This window comes from Variovorax sp. RA8 (assembly GCF_901827175.1).
Classification (GTDB): domain Bacteria; phylum Pseudomonadota; class Gammaproteobacteria; order Burkholderiales; family Burkholderiaceae_C; genus Variovorax.
Genome location: NZ_LR594663.1, coordinates 249,957 through 270,297 on the forward strand (window position 1 = coordinate 249,957; position 20,341 = coordinate 270,297).

The 20,341-nt window shown below is 68.0% G+C and carries 20 protein-coding genes and 1 pseudogene; 9 read left to right on the forward strand and 12 right to left on the reverse strand.

Annotated features, from left to right (window positions below):
- Positions 1-609: 609 nt before the first annotated feature.
- A complete protein-coding gene (gene mazF / locus E5P3_RS32175; protein ID WP_162590122.1) occupies positions 610-948 on the reverse strand; it encodes an endoribonuclease MazF in 339 nt (112 codons plus the stop codon).
- A complete protein-coding gene (locus E5P3_RS32180) occupies positions 948-1,190 on the reverse strand; it encodes an AbrB/MazE/SpoVT family DNA-binding domain-containing protein (protein WP_162590123.1) in 243 nt (80 codons plus the stop codon). The genes mazF and E5P3_RS32180 overlap by 1 nt, the downstream gene beginning before the upstream one ends.
- Before the next feature lie 480 nt (positions 1,191-1,670).
- On the opposite strand from E5P3_RS32180, the gene E5P3_RS32185 reads away from it, so the two are divergent.
- The 9 genes and pseudogenes from E5P3_RS32185 to E5P3_RS32230 all read left to right on the forward strand — a co-directional run bounded on the left by E5P3_RS32185 (position 1,671) and on the right by E5P3_RS32230 (position 10,738).
- Complete coding sequence (locus E5P3_RS32185) at positions 1,671-2,654, forward strand: hydroxypyruvate isomerase family protein (RefSeq protein WP_162590124.1); 984 nt, start codon at positions 1,671-1,673, stop codon at positions 2,652-2,654.
- Complete coding sequence (locus E5P3_RS32190) at positions 2,651-3,625, forward strand: Bug family tripartite tricarboxylate transporter substrate binding protein (protein WP_162590125.1); 975 nt, start codon at positions 2,651-2,653, stop codon at positions 3,623-3,625. Before E5P3_RS32185 ends, E5P3_RS32190 begins: the two co-directional genes overlap by 4 nt.
- Before the next feature lie 221 nt (positions 3,626-3,846).
- Positions 3,847-4,809, forward strand: a complete 963-nt coding sequence (locus E5P3_RS32195; RefSeq protein ID WP_162590126.1) for a LysR family transcriptional regulator — start codon at positions 3,847-3,849, stop codon at positions 4,807-4,809.
- Between the two features lie 283 nt (positions 4,810-5,092).
- On the forward strand, positions 5,093-6,640 hold the full coding sequence (locus E5P3_RS32200; RefSeq protein ID WP_162590127.1) for an acetolactate synthase large subunit: 1,548 nt from the start codon (positions 5,093-5,095) through the stop codon (positions 6,638-6,640).
- A gap of 264 nt (positions 6,641-6,904) precedes the next feature.
- Positions 6,905-7,689 (forward strand): annotated as a pseudogene (locus E5P3_RS35970) (Bug family tripartite tricarboxylate transporter substrate binding protein).
- A 2-nt stretch (positions 7,690-7,691) separates the two neighbouring features.
- Positions 7,692-8,486 carry a hydroxypyruvate isomerase family protein gene (locus E5P3_RS32215; RefSeq protein ID WP_162590130.1) on the forward strand — a complete coding sequence of 265 codons (795 nt, stop codon included), beginning with the start codon at positions 7,692-7,694 and terminating at the stop codon, positions 8,484-8,486.
- Entirely contained in the window at positions 8,483-8,974 is a 492-nt protein-coding gene (locus E5P3_RS32220; protein ID WP_162590131.1) for a lipocalin-like domain-containing protein, read from the forward strand. The genes E5P3_RS32215 and E5P3_RS32220 overlap by 4 nt, the downstream gene beginning before the upstream one ends.
- 37 nt (positions 8,975-9,011) lie before the next feature.
- On the forward strand, positions 9,012-9,995 hold the full coding sequence (locus tag E5P3_RS32225) for a zinc-binding dehydrogenase (RefSeq protein ID WP_162590132.1): 984 nt from the start codon (positions 9,012-9,014) through the stop codon (positions 9,993-9,995).
- On the forward strand, positions 9,992-10,738 hold the full coding sequence (locus E5P3_RS32230; RefSeq protein WP_162590133.1) for an SDR family oxidoreductase: 747 nt from the start codon (positions 9,992-9,994) through the stop codon (positions 10,736-10,738). Before E5P3_RS32225 ends, E5P3_RS32230 begins: the two co-directional genes overlap by 4 nt.
- Before the next feature lie 241 nt (positions 10,739-10,979).
- Here E5P3_RS32230 and E5P3_RS32235 read toward each other — a convergent pair whose 3' ends face one another.
- The 10 genes from E5P3_RS32235 to tcuA all read right to left on the reverse strand — a co-directional run bounded on the left by E5P3_RS32235 (position 10,980) and on the right by tcuA (position 20,196).
- The gene (locus tag E5P3_RS32235; RefSeq protein WP_162590134.1) at positions 10,980-11,195 is read right to left on the reverse strand and encodes a hypothetical protein; all 216 of its coding nucleotides are present in this window, start codon (positions 11,193-11,195) and stop codon (positions 10,980-10,982) included.
- 63 nt (positions 11,196-11,258) lie between these two features.
- A complete protein-coding gene (locus E5P3_RS32240) occupies positions 11,259-11,927 on the reverse strand; it encodes an amino acid ABC transporter permease (RefSeq protein ID WP_162590135.1) in 669 nt (222 codons plus the stop codon).
- 4 nt (positions 11,928-11,931) lie between these two features.
- Entirely contained in the window at positions 11,932-12,612 is a 681-nt protein-coding gene (locus E5P3_RS32245) for an amino acid ABC transporter permease (RefSeq protein ID WP_174263165.1), read from the reverse strand.
- 27 nt (positions 12,613-12,639) lie between these two features.
- The gene (locus E5P3_RS32250) at positions 12,640-13,428 is read right to left on the reverse strand and encodes an amino acid ABC transporter ATP-binding protein (RefSeq protein ID WP_162590281.1); all 789 of its coding nucleotides are present in this window, start codon (positions 13,426-13,428) and stop codon (positions 12,640-12,642) included.
- Between the two features lie 47 nt (positions 13,429-13,475).
- On the reverse strand, positions 13,476-14,312 hold the full coding sequence (locus E5P3_RS32255; RefSeq protein WP_162590136.1) for a transporter substrate-binding domain-containing protein: 837 nt from the start codon (positions 14,310-14,312) through the stop codon (positions 13,476-13,478).
- A gap of 71 nt (positions 14,313-14,383) precedes the next feature.
- Positions 14,384-15,727: an MmgE/PrpD family protein gene (locus E5P3_RS32260; RefSeq protein WP_162590137.1), complete on the reverse strand. Its 1,344-nt coding sequence runs from the start codon at positions 15,725-15,727 to the stop codon at positions 14,384-14,386.
- Positions 15,724-16,725 (reverse strand): D-2-hydroxyacid dehydrogenase, encoded by a 1,002-nt coding sequence (locus tag E5P3_RS32265; RefSeq protein WP_162590138.1) that lies wholly within the window; start codon positions 16,723-16,725, stop codon positions 15,724-15,726. Before E5P3_RS32265 ends, E5P3_RS32260 begins: the two co-directional genes overlap by 4 nt.
- A 7-nt stretch (positions 16,726-16,732) precedes the next feature.
- Entirely contained in the window at positions 16,733-17,521 is a 789-nt protein-coding gene (locus E5P3_RS32270) for a class II aldolase/adducin family protein (protein ID WP_162590139.1), read from the reverse strand.
- A gap of 34 nt (positions 17,522-17,555) precedes the next feature.
- The gene (gene tcuB, locus E5P3_RS32275) at positions 17,556-18,785 is read right to left on the reverse strand and encodes a tricarballylate utilization 4Fe-4S protein TcuB (RefSeq protein WP_443083303.1); all 1,230 of its coding nucleotides are present in this window, start codon (positions 18,783-18,785) and stop codon (positions 17,556-17,558) included.
- Positions 18,769-20,196: an FAD-dependent tricarballylate dehydrogenase TcuA gene (tcuA, locus tag E5P3_RS32280; protein WP_162590282.1), complete on the reverse strand. Its 1,428-nt coding sequence runs from the start codon at positions 20,194-20,196 to the stop codon at positions 18,769-18,771. Before tcuA ends, tcuB begins: the two co-directional genes overlap by 17 nt.
- Positions 20,197-20,341: the final 145 nt, after the last annotated feature.

A 20,341-nucleotide genomic window follows, 5' to 3' on the forward strand; every position in this document is an offset into this window, starting at 1 on the left:
AGAATTGGCTGGAAGCAAACATTCGGTGTCCTGCGGGTGATCCCCAATATTTGCAGCTCTGCCGCAGAGCTCAAATTTCCAATTCCCATGCCTTTCAGAATAGAAGAGAGCCGCCGCAAAGGCGTTGCGCCAACTGGATACAGCCGACACGGACATGAAAATCCCTCCAGCGTTTTGGTTGACGCGTTTGCATCGCTAGATGCGCTTAGCAGGCCCCTCCTTTTACTACCAAAAAACGGGGAGCGGGCACCGTAGTCACCGCGCACTCAATAGGCTCAGCCGGCCGCAGCCCCCGCTGCACGACGGCCCATCGAATTTGATTCCTCCATGGCCGTTCACGGCCGTTCGATCCTGCTTAGAGGATTTAACACAAACGAGCCTTGTCGGCCAAACCGCCCATCAGTCGGGCATCAGCCGAAGGCAGGCGAACGACTCGCGAGCCGCTAAGTGGCCGAAAGACCGTCTGCCCTTTTTTTAGGCAATGGACGCGCTCGCACCAATCAGCGGGCCCCAGACCTTGCCGCGCTACGGGAGCCCGTCGTGCGAAGCGGCGCCAAGTCTTAGTTGGCCGCCTGAAAGAAAACAATGCGCGATTCTTCTGAGGAAATGCTAAGGCTGGCCGATGAGGGCGATTGCCTTTGCCCTGACCTCTGCTAGCTCCGCGGCAGAGGCCCTGCCTTTGCGGCTCGCTCTGCGGGCTACCCAATCAAGGCTCTTCACTTGATCGGCCAGGGCCGCGCCTGCTCGGGCTGCAGCAATCTTGACCTCGAATGGATAGCCCTTTACTTGTGTAGTCAAAGGGCAGCAAAGCATCAAGCCGGTCTTTCCGTTGTACGCCGACGGGCTGAGCACCAACGCGGGGCGATGGCCGGCCTGCTCGTGACCGGCTTGCGGGTCAAAATGCAGCCACACGATGTCCCCGGCTTCGGGCACATAGCGCCGAACCATTAGAACGACTCTTTGCCAAGAGCAGGGCCGAAGCTAACTTCACCATGCAAGTTTTCCGGGGTGATCCGGGCCAGCAATCTTGTGAGTTCAAATTCGCCGGGCCGTACAGGCTCGATCACGATCCGCCCTTCCTCTTCACGCACGTCAACGGTTTCGTCCAAATGCAGCCGCGCAGCCTCCATCACCGCCGCGGGAATGCGCACCGACGCGCTATTGCCCCATTTTTTCACCATTACATGCATGTGGCCTCCACTGTATCGTCAATGAAAATATTACCTCATTCTTACGGATGTAGCAACATTGTCGATACCCACTCGGCTGCCAGCGCTGCCGCGAGTGGCCGATCGCCGCTGCGCAGCGCCGCCTCGATCAGCGTCAGGTCGAGCAGGTCGCCCTGTGGGTGGCTGCCGCCGAAGCGATGCGCAAACGAGCGGATGGACCGCAGCAGCGCGACGACTGTCGCTTAGTCGCCCGCCACGTAGGCCTTCGCGGCGCGCGTCGCTGCCTCACCGACCTCGGCTGTAAAAGCGCGGGTGTCGCCGTCGACGGCGAGCACCTCGCGCCGGGCCTCGAGCAGCTGCGCGGCGAGGTCGGCGCGCCCAGTGCTCGCGTCGGTTACATCGCAACTGCATCGGCAGTTGGTAGTTCGGCTCGCGTTTGTTTCGGGCGACACGCTCCCTAGTTGCACGGATCGTCTTTCAGCTTGTACGGCACAACGTTGCATGCCATGCGGCCGCACCGCCAAAGTACGATTCTTCGGCCAGGACCACAAAATAGCGCAAGCGGCGCAGGTTCATCATTCAGAAAATCTTATCGGTTCGCAGAATTCCAGTATTGGACGCTTCAAGGGCGATCGATTCCAATGCGGCATCATGGAGACACCGCTGATCGCCGCCAGCCTGAGATGGTTGTTCACCGAATGGCCGCTGGCCGAACGCTTCTGCGCGGCGGCAGCCTGCGGCTTCCGCGCGGTGGACCTGAGCCTGCCCTACGAACTGCCACTGCCGGAACTGCGCGAGTCGCTGCTCCGCCATGACCTGCGCTTCCTCTACCTGCTGGCCGCGCCGGGCGATTGGGGCGCCGGCGACCGCGGCTTGGCCGCAGTGCCCGGGCGGCAGGAAGAATTCCGAGCCGGCATGCACGAGGCTATCCGGTATGCATCGGGACTCGGCCGCCCGTTGATTCATCCGCCCGCCGGCAACCTGCCCGAGGGTGCCGACTCGGCCGAAAGCGCGCATGTGCTGTTCGAGAACCTGCGCTGGGCTTGCGCGCAGGCCTCCGAGCACGGCCTGCGGCTGGTGCTGGAGCCGGTGTGTCGACGTGACTTCCCGAAGTACCCGATCAACACCGTGAGCCAGGTGATCGACCTGGCCGAGCGCATCGGTGCGGCCAATCTCGGCATCGTGCTGGATTTTCACCACGTGCAGTGGGAGCACGGGCACGACATGGCGCGAGTGCATGCCGAACTGCTCCGCGCGATGCCATTGTTGTGGTACGTGCAGATTGCCTTTGCGCCGGACCGCCTGGGGCCCGACGAAGCGGGCCATGACGTACACGCCACCATCGCCGAGGCGCAACGCCTCGGTTACAGCGGCGCATTCAGTTGCGAGTACCGGCCTGCCGGCAGCTCGCCAGCGAGCCTGCGTTGGGCAGATCGCTATGGCATCCGTGTCATTCCGGGACGGCAAAAGGAGACGCAACTGTGACTTGGCTACATCGCCGCTCGCTTCTGTCGCTGGGTCTGGCATGGGCCGCCGGCGCGCGCGCCCAGTTCGCCGCCGGGGACAGCCCCATCCGATTGATCGTGCCCTACAGCGCCGGGGGCTCGCTCGACACCATCGGGCGTTCCGTTGCCGAAGGCATGAGCCGTGCCCTCGGCGTGCCGGTGATCGTGGACAACCGTACCGGCGCCTCGGGAACGATCGGCGCAGCAGCAGCCGCGCGTGCCGCACCCGACGGCCGCACGCTCCTCCTCGGCGGATCCAGCACACATGCGGTACTGCCGGCGGCGTCGCCCAAACTGCCCTACGACGCAGTGGCCGATTTCACCCCGATCTCAATGATCGCCGAGGTGGAGAACGCCCTGGTCGTCAGCCCGACTTTGCCCGTCAAGAGCGTGTCCGAGCTGGTGGCCTACTGCAAGGCGCGGCCCGGGCAGCTGGCTTTCGGATCTTCCGGCGCGGGCGGCATCACACACCTGGCTGGTGAGCTGTTCAAGATTGCCGCTGGCGTGGACGCGATCCACGTGCCCTACAAGGCGAACTCCGAAGTGGATCTGGCCCTGCTGAGCGGGCAACTCCAGTTCGCCTTCGCGACGCTCGCGACCGCCATCCCGCATATACGGGCTGGCCGCATGCATGCCCTCGCGCTGGCCAGTACGCAGCGCTCCGCCTTCCTGCCGGCGCTGCCAACCACGTCCGAAGCCGGATTCCCGAGCCTCATCGCAGTGTCTTGGGCGGCCCTGTACGGTCCGCCGAAGATGGAGCATGCAGTCGTAGCGCGGCTGAACGCGGCAGCCCAGGTCTCGCTGGAGCGACCCGAGTTGAAGGAGCGTTTCAACGCGATCGTCACGCGCGCGCTGCGAAGCACGCCGGAAGAACTGGCCGACTATCAGAAGCGCGACCATGCGCGCTGGAGCCGTGTTGTCCAGGCCGCCGGCATCAAGCTGGAAGGCTGAGCATGCTTCGGCCGAAAGCAAACTTGCGAAGGCCCTAGACTGAGCTCTCTGCGCATCTGCTCCATCTGCCTCAGGACGGCACGGCGAAACGCCGGCGCTGGACAGGCAGGCATCGCCTTTGCCCGCGACAGCACGGGGCCACCCAGCACCCTCCCCTTCCTTGGATTCGATCCCTGTGGGAATCGAGTGGTGCAGCCCGTTCGGCACTCCGGAATGGCTCGATGCAATCAGCGGGCTTAAAGTCGGCGGAGATTGACGAGCAAATTTTCATCATCATGAACCTGCGCCGCCTTCGCTATTTCGTCGTGGTCGCAGACGAGCTGCACTTCGGGCGCGCCGCGCAGCGCCTGCATGTCGCCCAACCCGCGCTCACGCAAAACGTTCAGGCGCTCGAGGCTGAGTTCAATGTCGAGTTGCTGGCTCGGTCGAGCCGCCGGGTCGAACTCACCGAGGCTGGCGCAGTGCTGTTCGTCGAAGCGAAGCGGTTGCTCGAACTGGCGGACCAGGTCCGCCACCGCATGAATGCTTTCGTACTTGGACGCGAAGGCACCGTGCGGTTGAACTTCGCCCGGTCGGCCGCCGGCGGTGCCTCGAGCGCGATCGTGGAGATGCTGCGCAACGAGGCGCCTGCGCTGCAATTGCAGATCAACTCCCAGTACACGGCCAAGAGCATCGAGGATCTGCTCGACGGCAAGCTCGACGCGGCTTTCGTTCGCTCACCGCTGGAGCTGGCAGACCCGGCCGTCCGGCAGTTGCAGGTGCTGCCGATCGGCAGCGAGCCTCTCGTGGTTGGGCTGCCGCGGACCCATCGCCTGACGCGGCGCCAACGCATCCATGCCGCGGATCTCGCCGACGAACCGATCGTGACGGGATCCGCGGAGCGGGCGCCGGGCTTCTATCGCATGATGTTCGGCCAGATCTGGGGCGACCGCTCGCCGCGGATCGTCCTTCACGAACCCGACGAGGAGCACATGCTGCGCGCCGTCGCAGCGGGAACCGGCCTCACGATCCTCACCGAGTCACGCGCAAAGGCAATCCAGGTACAGGGCGTCGCCATACGCCGGTTCGCGGCACCGGAACCGCAAGCGGGGTTGGCGCTGGTGTGGCCTGCGGGCAACCTCAACACGGCACTTGCCATGCTGGTCGACGTCGCGCATCGGTTCGTCTCGCAGCACCCCTCCTGACCGCGCTGCGCCCCGGCAAGGCGCGCGCCCCCGTTCGTCCATGGGTTGCATTGATCGAATTTCCTTATCGATCGGACAAGCAACAGTATTGGACGCGACGAGGGCCAACTCCTTCTAATCGGCGCAGGAGACAAACGATGCTCGATATCACATCTGCGAGGGACGACCTCGTCGCCTCGCTGCCGCCCGTGCAGTTCGCCGGCGTCGTATGGGCCGAGACCAGACGATGGACGCGCAGCGCGCGACGCACCGATTCATGCGGAATGAGCACGGAGCGAGCACGATGAACGGTGCCACGAGCCTGGTTAAGACGCTGTTGGCCTCGGGTGTCGACACCTGCTTTGCCAATCCCGGAACGAGCGAGATGCACTTCGTCGCGGCGTTGGACACCGTGCCCGGCATGCAATGCGTGCTTGGCTTGCAAGAGAACGTCGTGACGGGCATGGCCGACGGCTATTTCCGCATCGCGCGCAAGCCGGCCTGCACGCTGCTGCACTGCGGCCCGGGTTTCGCCAACGGCATGGCCAACCTGCACAACGCGCGCCGAGCCCGCAGCGGCATCGTCAACATCGTGGGCGACCAGGCGACCTTCCACCGTCCCTTCGACGCGCCGCTGACCTCCGACACGGCAGGCATGGCGCAGACCGTGTCGGCCTGGGTGCGCACAAGCACGCGTGCGGCAGAACTCGGCCGCGATGCCGTCGAGGCGGTCGCAGCCGCACGCGCCTTCGCCGGCCAGATCGCCACGCTGATTCTGCCCGCCGACGTGTCCTGGGGAGAGGACGGCGAGGTCGGCACGCCGAAAGAGCCGCCCGCGCCGCCGCCGATCGACCCCTTGGCCATCGAAGGTGCGGCCCGCATGCTGCGCGGACGGGACGACGTGCTGCTGCTGTTGGCCGGCGGCGCCGTGCTGGGCGAAGCGCAGCGCCTGGCCTGGCGCATCGCGAAGGCGACGGGCGCCATGTTGATGGCCGATTTCGTGAACGCACGCCTGGAGCGAGGCCGCGGCCGCCTGCAGATCGACCGGGTGCCGTACGCACGGGACGAGGCGCTGGTGGCACTCGGGCGTTACCGGCAGGTCGTGCTGGTCAACGCCCGCCCGCCAGTCACCTTCTTCGGCTATCCCGGCGTGTCGTCGCTGCAGTACGAGCCGGGCACCCAGTTCCACGTGTTGTCGCGGCCGGATCAGGATCCGGTGGAGGCCCTGCGAGCGCTGGCCCAGGCGCTGGACGTGCCGGATGCCGAGATGCCCGATGCAGGACCGCGGCCCAAACCCGCGCGCGGCGCACCTTCGCCCGAAGGCCTGGCGCAGACGCTGGCGGCGCTGATGCCCGAGGAAGCCATCGTCTCAGAGGAAAGCGCCACCTACGGGCGCCACTTCTACCGCTTCACCCACAGCGCACCCGCGCATGACTGGCTGCACCTCACCGGCGGCGCCATCGGCGACGGCATGCCCGTGGCGACGGGCGCCGCACTGGCGGCGGGCAGGCAGCGTCGCGTGATCAGCCTGCAGGCCGACGGCTCGGGCATGTACACGGTGCAGTCGCTGTGGACCCAGGCCCGCGAGCAGCTTCCGGTGACGACCATCATCATCAACAACGGCAAATACAACATCCTCATCGGCGAATACCGCAAGGTCGGTGCCGGGGCAACGCCGGGCACCACCGCCATGTCCATGCTAGACCTGGGCAACCCGTCGCTGAACTGGGTCAGCCTGGCCAACGGCATGGGCGTGGACGCCGCCAGGGCCACCACCCTCGAGCAATGCGCCGACCTCATGCGCGCCAGCTTTGCCCGCCGCGGTCCGTTCCTGATCGAACTCATGGTGTGAGTTGGCCGATCGCAGCTGCAACTTGAAACGAAGGAGACACGCATGAACACGCTCGACACCGGGTACCGTGGGCCGCGCCCGCTCAGACGCAGGACGGTCCTTGCCGCCGGCCTGGGGCTGGCGGCGACGATCGCGCACGCCCGCGTTGCACTGCCCGTGCGCAAGGTGACCGTGATTCTTCCGTTCGGTCTCGGCGGATCGGCGGACGTGATCGCGCGTGCGCTGGGTGCGGGCATGGCTGAGGAGCTCGGCCTGCCGATCGTCATGGACAACCGCCCCGGCGCGTCGGGCGCCATCGCCGCGTCCGCCGCCGCGCGCGCGCCCGGCGACGGATCGACGCTGTTCTTCGGCGCATCGTCGACCCAGTCCGTGCTGCCGAACGTGCGGACCTCGCTGCCGTTCGATCCGGTGGCGGACTTCACGCCGATCTCGATGGTGGCGGAGGTCGAGAATGCGCTGGTGGTCACGCCCTCGCTGCCGGTGCGGTCGGTCGGCGATCTCGTCGCGGATGGCGAGGCGCGCCCCGGGAACTGGCCTACGGTTCCTTCGGTGGCGGCAGCATCACCCATCTCGCAGGCGAGCTTTTCAAGATGTCGGCCGGCATCGACATGCTGCACGTGCCCTACAAGACCGCGACGGACCAGGACGTGGCGCTCATGACCGGCGAACTGCAGTGCGCCTTCGTCACCCTGGCTTCGTCCATGCCACACATCCAGGCCGGGAAGATGCGGCCATTGGCCCTGGCCAGCCGCGAGCGCTCGCCGTTCCTGCCGAATGTGCCATCGACGGCCGAGGCGGGCTATCCGACCGTGGTCGCGGTGTCGTGGGGGGCGCTCTACGCGCCTCGCAAAATGGACCCGGCGCCGGCCGCCACCTTCAACGCCGCCGTCCGCGCGGCCCTGGAGCGCTCCGATGTACGGCAGCGCCTGGCCACCATCCACGCACGGCCGATGGCGAGGTCGCCGCAGGAGCTCGCCGAGTACAAGGCGCGCGACCGGGCGCGCTGGGCCGAGGTGGTCAAGGTCGCCCACATTCAGCAGGAGAGCTGAGCATGATCCGGCTCGATCCCAACCTGCGCTGGCTGTATACCGAGCTTCCCATGGCCGAGCGTGCCGGCGCGGCGGCGGCCGATGGATTCCAGGGTGTCGAAGTGGCGTTTCCGTATGCGGTCGCGGCGCCCAACTACCGGGCCGGCCTCGAAGCGTCGGGCCTGACCCTCGTGCAGATCCTTTCACCAACCGACTGGGACGCGGGTGAGCGCGGGCTGGCATGCCTGCCCGGTCGGGAGGACGACTTCCGGGCCACGATCCAGGCCGCCGTCGCCTACGCCGTCGAATGCGGCCGGCCCTTGGTCCACGCGCCGCTGGGCAACGTGCCCGCCGGTGCGAAGCGGGCCGACTGCATCGCCGTGGCGCGCGAGAACCTGCGCTGGGCTGCCGACGTGGCTGGCGCGCACGGGCTCACGGTCCTGATCGAGGCTTGCTGCAGGGCGCGGATCGCCGACTACCTGGTCCATGCCAACAGGGATGCGGTGGCCTTGGTCGAATCCGTGGCGCGCAGCAACCTGAAGCTGTGCTTTGACACCTACCACGTGGCGATGGAGGGGAACGCGCTGGCGGAGGATCTCGACATCGCCTGGCCGCACGTCGGGCACGTGCAGATCGGCAACGCACCCGGGCGCCACGAGCCAGGCGAGGGCGAACTGGACCTGCAGGCCTTCCTCGGGCTGTTGGAGCGGCGCGGCTGGAACGGCTGGGTCGGGCTGGAGTACACGCCGCGCCGCAATACTACCGACTCGCTGGCCTGGGCGCGTGCGCTGGGCCTGCTTCCGGAGCACGTGCAATGAGCGATGTGCAAGCCCTGATCGGCACCTGGCGCCTGGTGTCATTCCGCATCCTGTACGACGACGGCAGCGTGGAGTTTCCGATGGGCGCCGATGCCGAAGGCCTGATCGTCTACACCCACGCCGGCTTTATGACCGGCGCGCTGATGCAGCGTGGCCGACCGAAATTTTCTGCGATGCGTTCCTCGGTGGCGGAGCGCGGCATCGGCTCGGCCGACGAGATCGTTGCCGCTTTCAACGGCTATTTTTCGTATTTCTGCCGGTTCGAAACTGATCCGGCCCAACGCAAGGTAATACACCGCGTCATCGCCTGCCATCTTCCGGATTGGGAAGGCCGCACGCTGGAGCGGTTCTGGCAGTTCGAGGACGCCGGCGGTCGACGGCAGCTGACGCTGCGGTCCGCGCCGCTGTCGATCAACGACCGCCGGGCCTACAACGAGTTGAAGTTCCTGCGCGAACCGGACGTTCTCCCGATCGAGGTGCAACCATGAACAAGCGTCTTTCCGTCGAGACGACGGAGGTGGTCGCATGAGGGCCGTGCTCATCGCGCGCGGCGACAGCGGCGTGCCGCACCCTCTGCTGCATGACGTGGCAGAAGCTGCGCCCGGCCCGCGCGAGGTACTGGTCAGGGTGCTGGCGGCCGGCATGAACCGGGCCGACCTGTCCTTGAAGACCGGTCACTTCCGTGCCATGACGGGCAGCGGCCCAGCCGGCGTGGCCGGGCTCGAGATGGCCGGTGAGGTCGTCGGCTGCGGCACGGATGTCCAGGGCTTTGGGCTCGGCGACAGGGTCATGGCGATGTGCAGCGGCGCGCACGCGGAACGGGTCTGCGTGGACGAACGCCTGCTCATGCGCGTCCCCGCCGGCGTGGATGTGCTGCAGGCGGCCGCCTGGCCGGCCGCGCTGATGACGGCGCACGACGCACTCGTCACCAACGGGCGCCTGGCGCGCGGCGATCATGTTCTCGTGCAGGCCGCCAGTTCAGTGGTCGGCATCGCCGCGGTCCAGCTGGCCCGGCTGCTCGGCGCCGAGCAGGTGATCGGCACCAGCACGTCCGCCGACAAATGGGAGCGCCTGCGCGCGCTGGGCGCGACCCTGGCTGCGCACGGCGGCCCCACGCTGGAGGCTGCCGTCAGGGAAGCGACGCACGGGCATGGCGTGGACGTGGTGGTCGACCATCTGGGTGCGCCTGCGCTCGCCGAGAACATGGCCAGCGCAGCCGTCGGCGCACGCATCGTGAGCGTGGGGCGCATGGGCGGCACTGCCGGGGCGATCGACCTTGACCTGCTCTCGCTCAAGCGGCTGTCGCTGGTCGGCGTGACCTTTCGCACGCGCACCGTCGACGATGTGGCCGCGCTGATCGCGCGCATGCTGGCCGACCTTGCCCCGCTGCTCCAGGGCGGGCGCTTCAGCATGCCGATCGACAAGGTGTTCGCCCTGGAAGACGTGGCCCAGGCCCATGCGTGGATGAAGTCACGCCAGCAATTCGGCAAGGTGATCCTGCAACCATGACACAAGTCAGAACTCAGCGATTTGCCTGGATCACCGGCGCGGGCTCCGGGATCGGCAGGGCAGCCGCGCTGGCCCTGGCGCAGGCAGGCCATGTCGTTGCCCTGTCCGGCCGCCGGGCCGACGCGCTGCAGGCCGTGGCCGGCCAGGTGGCCGCGCAGGGTGGCACCGCGCACAGCTTCGTCCTGGACGTGAGGGACAGCGAGGCCGTCACGTCCACGTTCGCGGCCATCGAGCGCGATGTCGGGCCTGTCGACGTGTTGGTGAACAGCGCCGGCATCAACGTGACTGCGCGGTCCTGGGCCGAGGTCGGCATCGCCGCCTGGCGCCAGGTCGTGGACGTGAACCTTACTGGAACATTCCAGTGCATGCACGCCGTGCTGCCGTCGATGCGCGCCCGGCGCGACGGCCTCGTCATCAACGTCGCGTCGTGGGCAGGCCGGCATGCCTCGCCGCTGGTCGGGCCCGGGTACAACGCGACCAAGCATGCGGTAGTCGCTCTGACGCACAGCTTCAACATGGAGGAAGGGCGCAACGGCTTGCGCGCCTGTGTGCTGATGCCCGGCGAAACCGACACGCCGATCCTGGACCAGCGGCCGGTGCCCGTGCTGGCGCAGGAGCGCGCCCGGATGCTGCAGGAGCATGACCTGGGCCAGACCGTCGCCTTCCTCGCCAGCATGCCGGGGCGGGTCTGCGTCAACGAGATCCTGATCAGCCCAACCCACAACCGGGCCTTCGGTGCGTGACGGGCCGGAACGAACCGACGCATCCATGAGCACCTCGATAAGGGAATGTTATCCAGCCATGCGCCGCTCGGCAGTCGATCGCTCTTCGATTCGCCTTTGACCTTGGAGGGTGAGTCGGCAAAGGCCTGCGCTGCGCCGTCCACCATCCGCACACAGTTCATCGGTGACCGGCGGGCGACCCAGCCGATCCGGCCCCTGCAAGGCTGGTGCCTCTGGCGTGTCGAAGCCTTCGACGAGCGTGTCAAAGGCCCCACGCAGGGACTCGGACGATTCGAGGGGCGACGAACTCGGAACCGATCGTGCCGGAGGCCACGATGCGGGCGGTCGCGTCGATGTTGCCGCCCGGCGCGAAAGGCACCACCAGCCGGATCGGCTTGTCCGGGTACTGGGCGTGCACGACGCTGCCCGCCATCAGGGCGATCGAGAACAGGCAGCGGCGAAAGCGTGCGAAAAGCATGGGATGTCTCCGAAAGGCCCATCGAGGGCAGATTGGTTAGCGTGAAGCCGGGTCGGTCCCGCTTCAGCGCGCATGCCTGCGCCGCTCCAGCAACGTCAGAAGCCGCACGACGGGCAGCAGCAGGACCAGGTAGATGCAGGCGGCGATGACGATCGGCGTCGGGTTGTAGGTCAGGGCCTGGGCCTGGCGCGCATTGCCGAGCAACTCCGGCACCGCCACGACGCTCGCGAGCGAGGTCATCTTGATGACCTCGAGCGTGTTACTGATCAGGTCCGGGCGCATGTTGCGGATCGCCTGCGGCAGCACGATCGACCGCATGACCTGCAGCCGGGCGAGGCCCGTCGACCGGCCGGCTTCGACCTGGCGCGACGAGACGCTCTCGATGCCCGCGCGGAACACCTCGCCGTAGTAGCTCGAGGTCGTGAGCGTGAACGCGATGGCGACGGCGCCGAGGCGCGGCAGGTCCAGGCCGGCGAACGGCGCGCCGAAGTAGATGAAGATCAGCAGCACCAGCGGCGGAAACGCGCGGAAGAAATCCACGTAGACCACCAGTGCCCAGCGCAGCCATCGGGCACCGAGGTTGCCTGCCACGGCCAGCAGCATCCCGCTGAGGATGCCCAGCGGAACGACGATCGCCGACAACAGCAGCGTGTACGCGAGCCCGCCGAGCAGGAAGCGCCATACCTGGTCGATGACGCCGGGGTTGAAGAAATTCTGGGCCAGTGCGTCCATGCTGTCAGTGCCTCCAAGCAAAGCGGGTTTCGATCCATCGCCCGAGCGCGACCACGGGCACGAAGAGCGCCAGGTAGGCCAGGGCGCCCAGCGTCAGCGGCGTCGCGTTGGCCGCCAGGCTCGACGAGGAGGAGGCCTGGTTTAGGATTTCCGAGAGCGCGACGACCGAGCCGAGTGCGGTTCCCTTGGTGATGGCGATGACCCGGTTGGTGAGCGGCGCGACCGTGATGCGCAGTGCCTGCGGGAGCACGACCAGCCGCAGTGTCTGGAAGCGCGTCATGCCGGTCGATCGAGCGGCCTCGGACTGTCCCTTCGCCACCGTCTGGATGCCGGCCCAGAAGACCTCCTCGGAGAAGGCCGCCAGCACCAGCGACAGTGCCAGCCAGGTGGCGACGAAGGCGCTCATCGCCAGGTCGATGTACGGGAAGGCGAAGAACAGCAGGATGATCACCACCAGCGGCGGCAGTGCGCGCATCACGTCGGCAAAGACCACGATGAGCAGGTTGACGGCCCGCACCTGAAAGGCGCGGACCACCGCCAGCAGCAGGCCGGCGCTCAAGCCGGCCGCGATGACGACCGCGCCCAGCTGCAGGGTGACCACGAAGCCCTCGCCGATCTTCGGCAGGTACTCGAGCGCCACGCCCGCATTGAAGAAGGCGTCGATGAATCGCTCCAGGTTCGTCATGGCTGCGCCTCCTTCGACGGCATCGGCTCAGCCATGGGAGATGCGCGAGAGGAACTCTCGCGTCCGTGCTTCGCGAGGGGCGCCGAACACCTGCTCGGGCGAACCCTGCTCGAGGATCACGCCCTGGTCCATGAAGATCACCCGGTCCGCGACCGCGCGGGCGAACTGCATCTCGTGCGTGACCACGATCATCGTCATGCCGCTGTCGCGCAGCTCGCGCATCACCTTCAGCACGCCGCCCACCAGTTCGGGGTCGAGCGCGCTGGTGGGTTCGTCGAACAGCATCGCCACGGGCGCGAGCGCCAGGCCGCGCGCGATGCCCACCCGCTGCTGTTGACCCCCCGAGAGTTCGCCGGGGTAGGCTTGCGCCTTCTCGGCCAGGCCGACGCGCGCGAGCGCCTCCCGGCCCTTGAGTTCGGCCTCGGCGCGCCCCATGCGCTGCACCTTGCGCAGCGCCAGCGTCACGTTGGCCAATGCCGTCATGTGCGGATAGAGGTTGAACTGCTGAAACACCATGCCGATCTTCTGGCGCAGGCGGTTGAGGTTCACGCCGGAGGCGGTGATGTCGACCCCGTCGAAGACCACCGTTCCAGCCGAAGGCTCCTCGAGCCGGTTGCAGCAGCGCAGCAGCGTGCTCTTGCCGGACCCCGAGGAGCCGATCAGCACCACCACCTCGCCGAGCGCGACGTCGAGGTCGACGCCCTTGAGGACCTGGTTTTGGCCATAGGCCTTGCGCAGGCCGCGGATCTGGAGGATCGGTCGTCCGATGTCGGGACGCGAGGGATCGGTCTCGTTCGAGGCAGCAGGAGTCGTCATCGTGGTGTTGCGGAAGAAAGGGATGTCGGCCATCACGCCGTGGCGCTTCATGAACATTGCAGGCTCACGGGGCGCGCGTCGTAGCCTTCGAGCCCGGACACGCCGTGCCCGGCGTCGATGCTGCGGATCACCGAGTCCGCCGCGGGCGGCACCCCCAGCCACTTCTCGTGAAGCTTCGCGAGCGTGCCGTCCTGCTTCATGCACTTGATGGTCATGGAGAGCTGGTCGCGCAGGGCCACCTCGGTCTTGCGCGTCGAGATCGCGAACACCTGCCCGGTCTTGATCAGCAACGCCGGCTTGACGAGCGGGTTCTGCTTGCCGGCCCACTTGACCGCGAAGTCGTTGGCCAGCGCGGCGTTCGCCCGGCCGGACAGCACCGCCTGGATCGCGTCCGCGACGCTGTCGTAGACGTCGCAGCCCAGGCCGTAGCGGGCGCTGTTCTCGGCGCACCACTTGTCGAAGATGGAGCCCTTGTTGATCGCCACCCGCTTCCCCTTGAGCTGTTCGAGGGCCGTGATCTCCGGGTCGGACTTCTTCACGAGGAACTGGTAGTCGGTGTTGACGAAACCCTCGGTGAACAGCAGGTTCGCCGCGCGCTCCCGGGTCGCCACCGTCGGCGCCAGCCAGTCGTACTTGCCCGAAGCCAGGCCCGGGATCAGCCCCGAGAAGGAACTCACCTCGACATTGAGCTTGCGCCCCATGCGGCGCGCCACTTCCTGGCTGACGTCGACGAAATAACCTTCCACGCCGCCGCCAAGCTTGCTCATGCTCATCGGGGGGAAGGTCGCGTCCAGGCCGGTGCTGAAGGCGGATTGCGCGGAAGCGGAGGCCCAGGCTGTGGCCAGCAGGGACACGGCGAGCACGGTACGGGGGATGGCGGTCATGGGGATCCTTGGAGGTGTCGAGGTCTTGGAGGTGGAAACGGGAACCGCGGCGGGCGGCGGACTTCTTCTCTTCATGCGGGCCGGCGCAGCAGGCCGCGCCATCGCTCGAACGAGGTGCCCGCATTGCCCAGCGCGAGCGTGGCCTCGAGCAAGGCCTCGCAATGCGGGCCGGGCCAGACCCGGCCCGTGAGCTGCAGGAACTTGCCGGCGAGCTCCTCGAGGCCGTAGGGGGCGGCGTCGTCGCCGCGGTTGAAGGCGACCTCGGCCGCCACGGTGCGGCCATCGGTGCGACGCACCGATACGCGCGCGGGGCGCTCATCGGGCAGCCGCGCGCTCATGGCGGCGTCTTCCCGCACGGTGACCTTCTGCGCCAGGGCCAGGACGCCCGCATCGCGCACCGCCTCCCAGGTGAAGGCCTCGAGCCGGCTGTGACCGTGGTGGAGGCGCGTGGCGACCGCGAAGGGGATCGAGAACTTCGCGCCCAGCGTGTTGGCCGGCACCGCGTTGTCCATCTCGGCGGCCATGCCGTAGGTCTCGACGACGACGGCCTCGACGTCCTGCGGCTCGGGCAACTCGCCGCGTTCGGCCAGGACGTCGAGTGCGTCGAGCGTCCCGTGGTTGAAGCGGCAGCAGGCGTGCAGCTTGAAGTAGTTGCGCATCAGCTGCCACTGGCTGCCGAGTCCGTCGATCGCCTGCCCGGGATCGAAGGCATCGGAGACGATGGACGTGAACAGCGTGTGCAGGCCATCGGCCTCGCCGCCGAAGCCGGCCGCATGGAGTTCCAGCGCGAGGATGCCGTTGCGATTGGCCAGCCCCGCATAGACGTTGCGTACCAGGCCTCCCTGCAGCATCGTCAACTTCGAGGTCGCGGTGGTCAGCGACGCGGCGATGTTCAGCACGTTGCGCATGGCGCCCTCCCCCCTGCCCGCGGCGCGCGCCGCCGCGGCGGCAGCACCGATCGTTCCCCAGGTGCCGTGGGTGTGCATGCTCGCGCGCAGCCGGCTGGCGGCGGCGAGCCGCGCTCCCACCTCGTAGCCGACGACCACCGCCGCCAGGAAGGTGTCGGCGTCGGCACCCATCGTCTCGGCGATCGCCAGGGCGGCCGGCACCGCATGGATGGCCGGATGGCCACGGGCGAAGCGATTGCCTTCGTCCATCTCCAGGAAAGTGCCACCGGTGCCGTTGAGAAACGCAGCCGAGTCCGCACCGGCGTGCCGCGCAAACCCGATCGGCGTGGCGGCGCCGCTCGCCGACTGCGAATCCGCCAGCGCCCGCAGCTCGGGCTCGACGCTGCCGCCGGCGATGGCGCCGATCGTGTCCGCGAGGATCCACCGGGCGTGCTGCTGCACCTCGGGTGCGAGCCGCTCGAACGACAACCCGGCCGCGAAGGCGCCGAGCGCTTGCCGGTAGCTCATGCGGCGACTCCTTGCGTCGGACCAGCGATTCGGTCCGCGAGCTGCCGCAGGAAGATGGCATCCACCCGCGCCGCATTGCCGCTCGAGAACCCGGCGCTGTGCGGGGTCGCGATCACCTGCGGCAGATCCCACAGCGCAGAGCCCGCCTGCAGCGGCTCGTGGGCGAACACGTCGAGGAAGGCGCCGGCGATGCGCGACGCGCGCAGTGCCTCGATCAGCGCGTCCTCTTCGACGACCTCGCCGCGCGCGACATTGACGAGGTACGCCGAGTCCGGCAGCAACCCCAGCCGCGTGCGGTCGACCAGATGCTGCGTGCGCTCGGTCAGCGGGCAGGCCAGCACCAGCCAGTCGGTGCGTGGCAGCACCGCATCGATTCCCTCGTAGGCGACGGTCTCGGCCGCGCCTTCGCAGGGGGTTGCGCTGCTGCGCACCGCCACCACGCGCATCTCGAGCATCGCGAGATGGCGTGCAATACCCTGCCCGATGGCGCCCCAGCCGACCACGGCCGCGGTCTGCCCTGCCAGGTCGGGCGGCAGCGAGCCTCCGATCAGGGGCGCCCATTCATGCCGGCGTTGCGCCGCCATGAGCTGCGGCAGGCGCCTCGCCAGCGCCAGGATGCCCGCCAGCGCGGTCTGCGCGACCACGGCTGCATTGGCACCGGCTGAGCCCGTGACGTCGACGCCGCGCCGACGCAGTTCGGCGAACACGGGGCGATCGGTGCCGGCCGAATGGGTGTGGACCCAGCGCAAGTGGCGCGCCTCGAGCAGCGCGTCGTAGAAGCGCTGCGTGCCTGGCAGCACCTGGTGCTTGGTCGAGAGGCCCGTCACGTCCCGCGAGACGAAGGCGATGTGGGGCTGGGCATCGGCGCGCGGCGCGACGAGTTCATGGGGTACCGCCCGCAGCAGGTGGCGCACTTCGTCGCCCAGACGCTCGATGGCCGGCTCGGACATCATGACGCGCAGGCGCTGCGAATGCGCGATGTTCGGTTCGATGGTCATGCGGGGGTCACTCGCGGAAGCCCGGATCCATGCGGTCGAGCTTGCGCAGCAGCGCCGGCCATTCCATGAGCCCGTAGGGTCGGCGCGTGCCGGGCTGGTAGTTGTTCCAGGTCTCCTCGAGCACCTCCTGCGGCACGGCCTTGAGCGGCGTGTTGCACGACATCGCGCCGATCTGCGCGCGGCAGGCCAGCTCGAGCCGGTGCATCCAGTTGAAGGCCTCGCCCACGCTGCGGCCCACCACCAGCGCGCCGTGGTTGCGGAAGATCACGGCCTCGCGGTCGCCCAGGTCTTCCAGCAGCGAAGCCTGCTCGGCGGTGTTGAGCACCACGCCCTGGTAGTCGTGGTAACCGATCTTGAGGAAGCGCATCGCGGTCTGCGTGAGCGGCAGCAGCCCGCATTCGAGCGAGGAGACGGCCATCGAGGCCCAGCTGTGGGTATGGATCACGCAGGCCACGTCGGGCCGCGCGGCATGCACCGCGCTGTGGATCACGTAGCCGGCCTTGTTGATGCCGTAGTTGAGCTCGCCGAAGTCGGGCGAGGACAGGATGTTGCCGTTCGGGTCCACCTTGATCAGGCTCGAGGCCGTGATCTCCTCGTACATCATCCCGTAGGGGTTGATGAGGAAGGCGCCCTTCTCGCCGGGCACGTGCGAGGAGATGTGGTTGGCCATCATGTCGGACATGCCGTAGAGGTCGACCAGCCGGTAGCAGGCGGCGAGGTCGATGCGCGCCTGCCATTCGGCGGGGGAGCACTGGTCCTTCATGGAGGGGATCTGGAGCACGCCAGGGTTCGTCATCGCACGGGTCCTTTCTTCGATATCGGGTGGGGGTTCAGTCGGCGCCGAGCTGCAGGCGGCTGGGCAGGCGCTTCTCGATCGCGAACTTCAAGAGCGCCGCGCAGCGGAAGATGCCGTGCGCGAACTTGCCGTAGGGCAGCGTGAGGAACAGCGCCATCACCACGCCCAGGTGCACGGCCAGCAGCAGCGCCATGAACTGCGTGTCGCGCCAGGCCAGCAGCGCCAGGCCGGTGAGGCTGGTCAGCAGCAGCAGCGCGATGAAGCCGCGGTCCATGGGCCGCTGCGCGACGTCGCCATGCGCCGGGTCGCGCCGCAGGTTGAGCCACAAGAGGCCGATCGGGCCGACCACCAGGCCGATGCCGCCGGCGGTGCCCAGCAGCACCGGCAAGCTGGTCAGCGCATAGGGCGCATGCAGGTCGAACAGGTAGTGGTAGAGCGTGGCCACGCAGGTCGAGGCGAAGCACAGCATGAAGCCGTAGAAGGTGAAGTGGTGGAAGCGCCGGCGCCACAGCGTGAAGCGGTCGTCCTCGTTGTTGCAGCCCTCGCCGTGGCCGCCGCCGAGGTACTTCAGGCGCAGCGCATCGTGCGCCGCTTCCGCGCTCGCGGGCCCGCGCACGCCCGCCATGGCCGGCGCGTTGCCGGGGTCGTTGGCCGGCGAGACCTCGCGCCAGAAGCGCCGCACGCCCAGCGCCAGCGCGAGCAGCACGAACAGCGACACCGCGCCGAACACCAGCGCGAGGAAGTTGTGCGGGAAGATCGCGTAGAAGTTGCCGGCCAACGGCTCGTGCAGCAGCGAGCCGCTCATCGCGACCGCGAGCACCAGGAACAGCGCGAGGCCGCCGGCCAGGGCCAGCGCGACCGTGAGCCCGGCCTTCTCGTAGAGCGAGCCCATCGCGGCGGGCCAGGCGTAGTCGTGGTAGGTCTGCACGCGCACCTGGGCCATGGCCTGCGGCACGTTGACCGCGAACTCGTGCGGCGGCGCGTACTGGCAGGCATGCAGGCAGGCGCCGCAGTTGTGGCAGAGGTTGGCCAGGTAGTGCGTGTCGGCCTTGCCGAACTCGAGCCGCCGCGTCATCGCGGGGAACACGGCGCAGAAGCCCTCGCAGTAGCGGCAGGCGTTGCAGATCTGCAGGATGCGCGCGACCTCGCCCTCGGGGGCGGTCAGCGGAAGGGCGGGCTGGATCGGGATCACGCGCGACGGGGTGGCGCCGATGCCGTCCGCATCGGCACGCGCGCGTGCGACGAGATCAGTGAGCTGCTGCAAGAGGGGTCTCCGGGGAATGCTTCGAAAGGTTCCTGGCCGCGCGCGCGGCCTGGGTGCCGGCGATGCGGCCGAAGGCCGTGCCGATGCTCATGCCGACGCCCGCCGTGTAACCCTTGCCGAGCACGTTGCCGGCCATCATTTCGCCGGCCACGAACAGGTTGGGGCTGGGCCGGCCGCCGAAGAGCACGGCCGCGGTCTCGTCCACCTTCAGGCCCAGGTAGGTGAAGGTGATGCCGGGGCGGACCGGGTAGGCATAAAACGGCGCGGTGTCGAGCGGGCGCGCCCAGTGCGTCTTGGCCGGTGCGAGGCCCTCGGTGTGGCAGTCGTCGAGCGCGGTGTGGTCGAAGCGGCCGACGCGGCAGGCGGCGTTGTAGTCCTGCACGGTGCGCACGAAGGTGGCTTCGTCCAGGCCGATCTTCTGTGCGAGTTCGCCGAGCGTGTTCGCCTGCGTGCCGGTGAACACCGGCGGCATGAAGCGGCCGACCGCCTTCTGGTCGATGATCGACCAGGCGATCTGCCCGGGCTGCTGTGCCACCAGCCGGCCCCAGATCGCATAGCGCTTGGGCCAGAAGTCCTCGCCCTCGTCGTAGAAGCGGAGTGCTTCGCGATTGACCACCACGCCGAGCGAGACGCAGTCGATGCGCGTGCAGATGCCGCCGTCGTAGAGCGGCGCGCGCGCATCGATGGCGACCATGTGGCCCTGCGAGGGATCGCCGATGCTGTCGGCGCCCGCGGCGATCATGTGCTTGAGCAGCACGCCCTGGTTGAAGCGTGTTCCGCGGATCAGGAAGTTGTCGGCCGGCCATTCGCCGCGCTCGTTCTGGCCCCAGGCCTCGCGCAGCCATTCGCGGTTCGACTCGAAGCCGCCGGCCGCGAGCACGCAGCTCTTCGCCGCGATGCGTTCGCCGGCCTCGGTGCGCACGGCCACGAAGCGCTCGCCGTCGAGCTCGACCGAGGCCACGGGCGTGTCGTAGCGGATCTGCACGCCGAGCCTTTCGGCGCTGCGGAAATAGGCATTGACCAGCGCCTTGCCGCCGCCCATGAAGAAGGCATTGGTGCGCGCCACGTGCAGCGCGCCCGACAGCGGCGGCTGGAAGTGCACACCGTGGCTGCGCATCCAGTCGCGGCAGTTCGACGAGGCGCGGATCACGAGCCGCGCGAGGCGCTCGTCGGTGAGGCCGCCCGTCACCTTCAGCAGGTCCTGCCAGTACTCCTCTTCAGGGTAGGCATCGACCAGCACGTCCTGCGGCGCGTCGTGCATGCAGCGCAGGTTGCGGGTGTGCTGCGAGTTGCCGCCGCGCCATTCTCTGGGCGAGGCCTCCAGCAGCAGCACCGAAGCGCCGGCCTGGCGCGCCATCAGGGCGGCGCACAGCGCGGCATTGCCGCCGCCGACGACGAGGACGTCCGGCATGGCTTTCGCGGAGGATCGACGCATCGGGTCGATGACGGTTCTTTGCTTCATGTCTCCAGAACTTCGGGCTGCTACGGGTCGACGCGTACTCTAGGAAAGCGTCCCCGTTCTGCTCAGGCCTGAAGTCGCATGGCCTCATCTCGAT

What these genes read in the sequence shown, in the direction of transcription:
- mazF (WP_162590122.1), bottom strand. Translation starts at nt 948, where the DNA reads ATGGTTCGGCGCTATGTGCCCGAAGCCGGGGACATCGTGTGGCTGCAT.
- E5P3_RS32180 (WP_162590123.1), bottom strand. Translation starts at nt 1,190, where the DNA reads ATGCATGTAATGGTGAAAAAATGGGGCAATAGCGCGTCGGTGCGCATT.
- E5P3_RS32185 (WP_162590124.1), top strand. Translation starts at nt 1,671, where the DNA reads ATGCCATGCGGCCGCACCGCCAAAGTACGATTCTTCGGCCAGGACCAC.
- E5P3_RS32195 (WP_162590126.1), top strand. Translation starts at nt 3,847, where the DNA reads ATGCAATCAGCGGGCTTAAAGTCGGCGGAGATTGACGAGCAAATTTTC.
- E5P3_RS32200 (WP_162590127.1), top strand. Translation starts at nt 5,093, where the DNA reads ATGAACGGTGCCACGAGCCTGGTTAAGACGCTGTTGGCCTCGGGTGTC.
- E5P3_RS32215 (WP_162590130.1), top strand. Translation starts at nt 7,692, where the DNA reads ATGATCCGGCTCGATCCCAACCTGCGCTGGCTGTATACCGAGCTTCCC.
- E5P3_RS32220 (WP_162590131.1), top strand. Translation starts at nt 8,483, where the DNA reads ATGAGCGATGTGCAAGCCCTGATCGGCACCTGGCGCCTGGTGTCATTC.
- E5P3_RS32225 (WP_162590132.1), top strand. Translation starts at nt 9,012, where the DNA reads ATGAGGGCCGTGCTCATCGCGCGCGGCGACAGCGGCGTGCCGCACCCT.
- E5P3_RS32230 (WP_162590133.1), top strand. Translation starts at nt 9,992, where the DNA reads ATGACACAAGTCAGAACTCAGCGATTTGCCTGGATCACCGGCGCGGGC.
- E5P3_RS32235 (WP_162590134.1), bottom strand. Translation starts at nt 11,195, where the DNA reads ATGCTTTTCGCACGCTTTCGCCGCTGCCTGTTCTCGATCGCCCTGATG.
- E5P3_RS32240 (WP_162590135.1), bottom strand. Translation starts at nt 11,927, where the DNA reads ATGGACGCACTGGCCCAGAATTTCTTCAACCCCGGCGTCATCGACCAG.
- E5P3_RS32245 (WP_174263165.1), bottom strand. Translation starts at nt 12,612, where the DNA reads ATGACGAACCTGGAGCGATTCATCGACGCCTTCTTCAATGCGGGCGTG.
- E5P3_RS32250 (WP_162590281.1), bottom strand. Translation starts at nt 13,428, where the DNA reads ATGACGACTCCTGCTGCCTCGAACGAGACCGATCCCTCGCGTCCCGAC.
- E5P3_RS32255 (WP_162590136.1), bottom strand. Translation starts at nt 14,312, where the DNA reads ATGACCGCCATCCCCCGTACCGTGCTCGCCGTGTCCCTGCTGGCCACA.
- E5P3_RS32260 (WP_162590137.1), bottom strand. Translation starts at nt 15,727, where the DNA reads ATGAGCTACCGGCAAGCGCTCGGCGCCTTCGCGGCCGGGTTGTCGTTC.
- E5P3_RS32265 (WP_162590138.1), bottom strand. Translation starts at nt 16,725, where the DNA reads ATGACCATCGAACCGAACATCGCGCATTCGCAGCGCCTGCGCGTCATG.
- E5P3_RS32270 (WP_162590139.1), bottom strand. Translation starts at nt 17,521, where the DNA reads ATGACGAACCCTGGCGTGCTCCAGATCCCCTCCATGAAGGACCAGTGC.
- tcuA (WP_162590282.1), bottom strand. Translation starts at nt 20,196, where the DNA reads ATGCCGGACGTCCTCGTCGTCGGCGGCGGCAATGCCGCGCTGTGCGCC.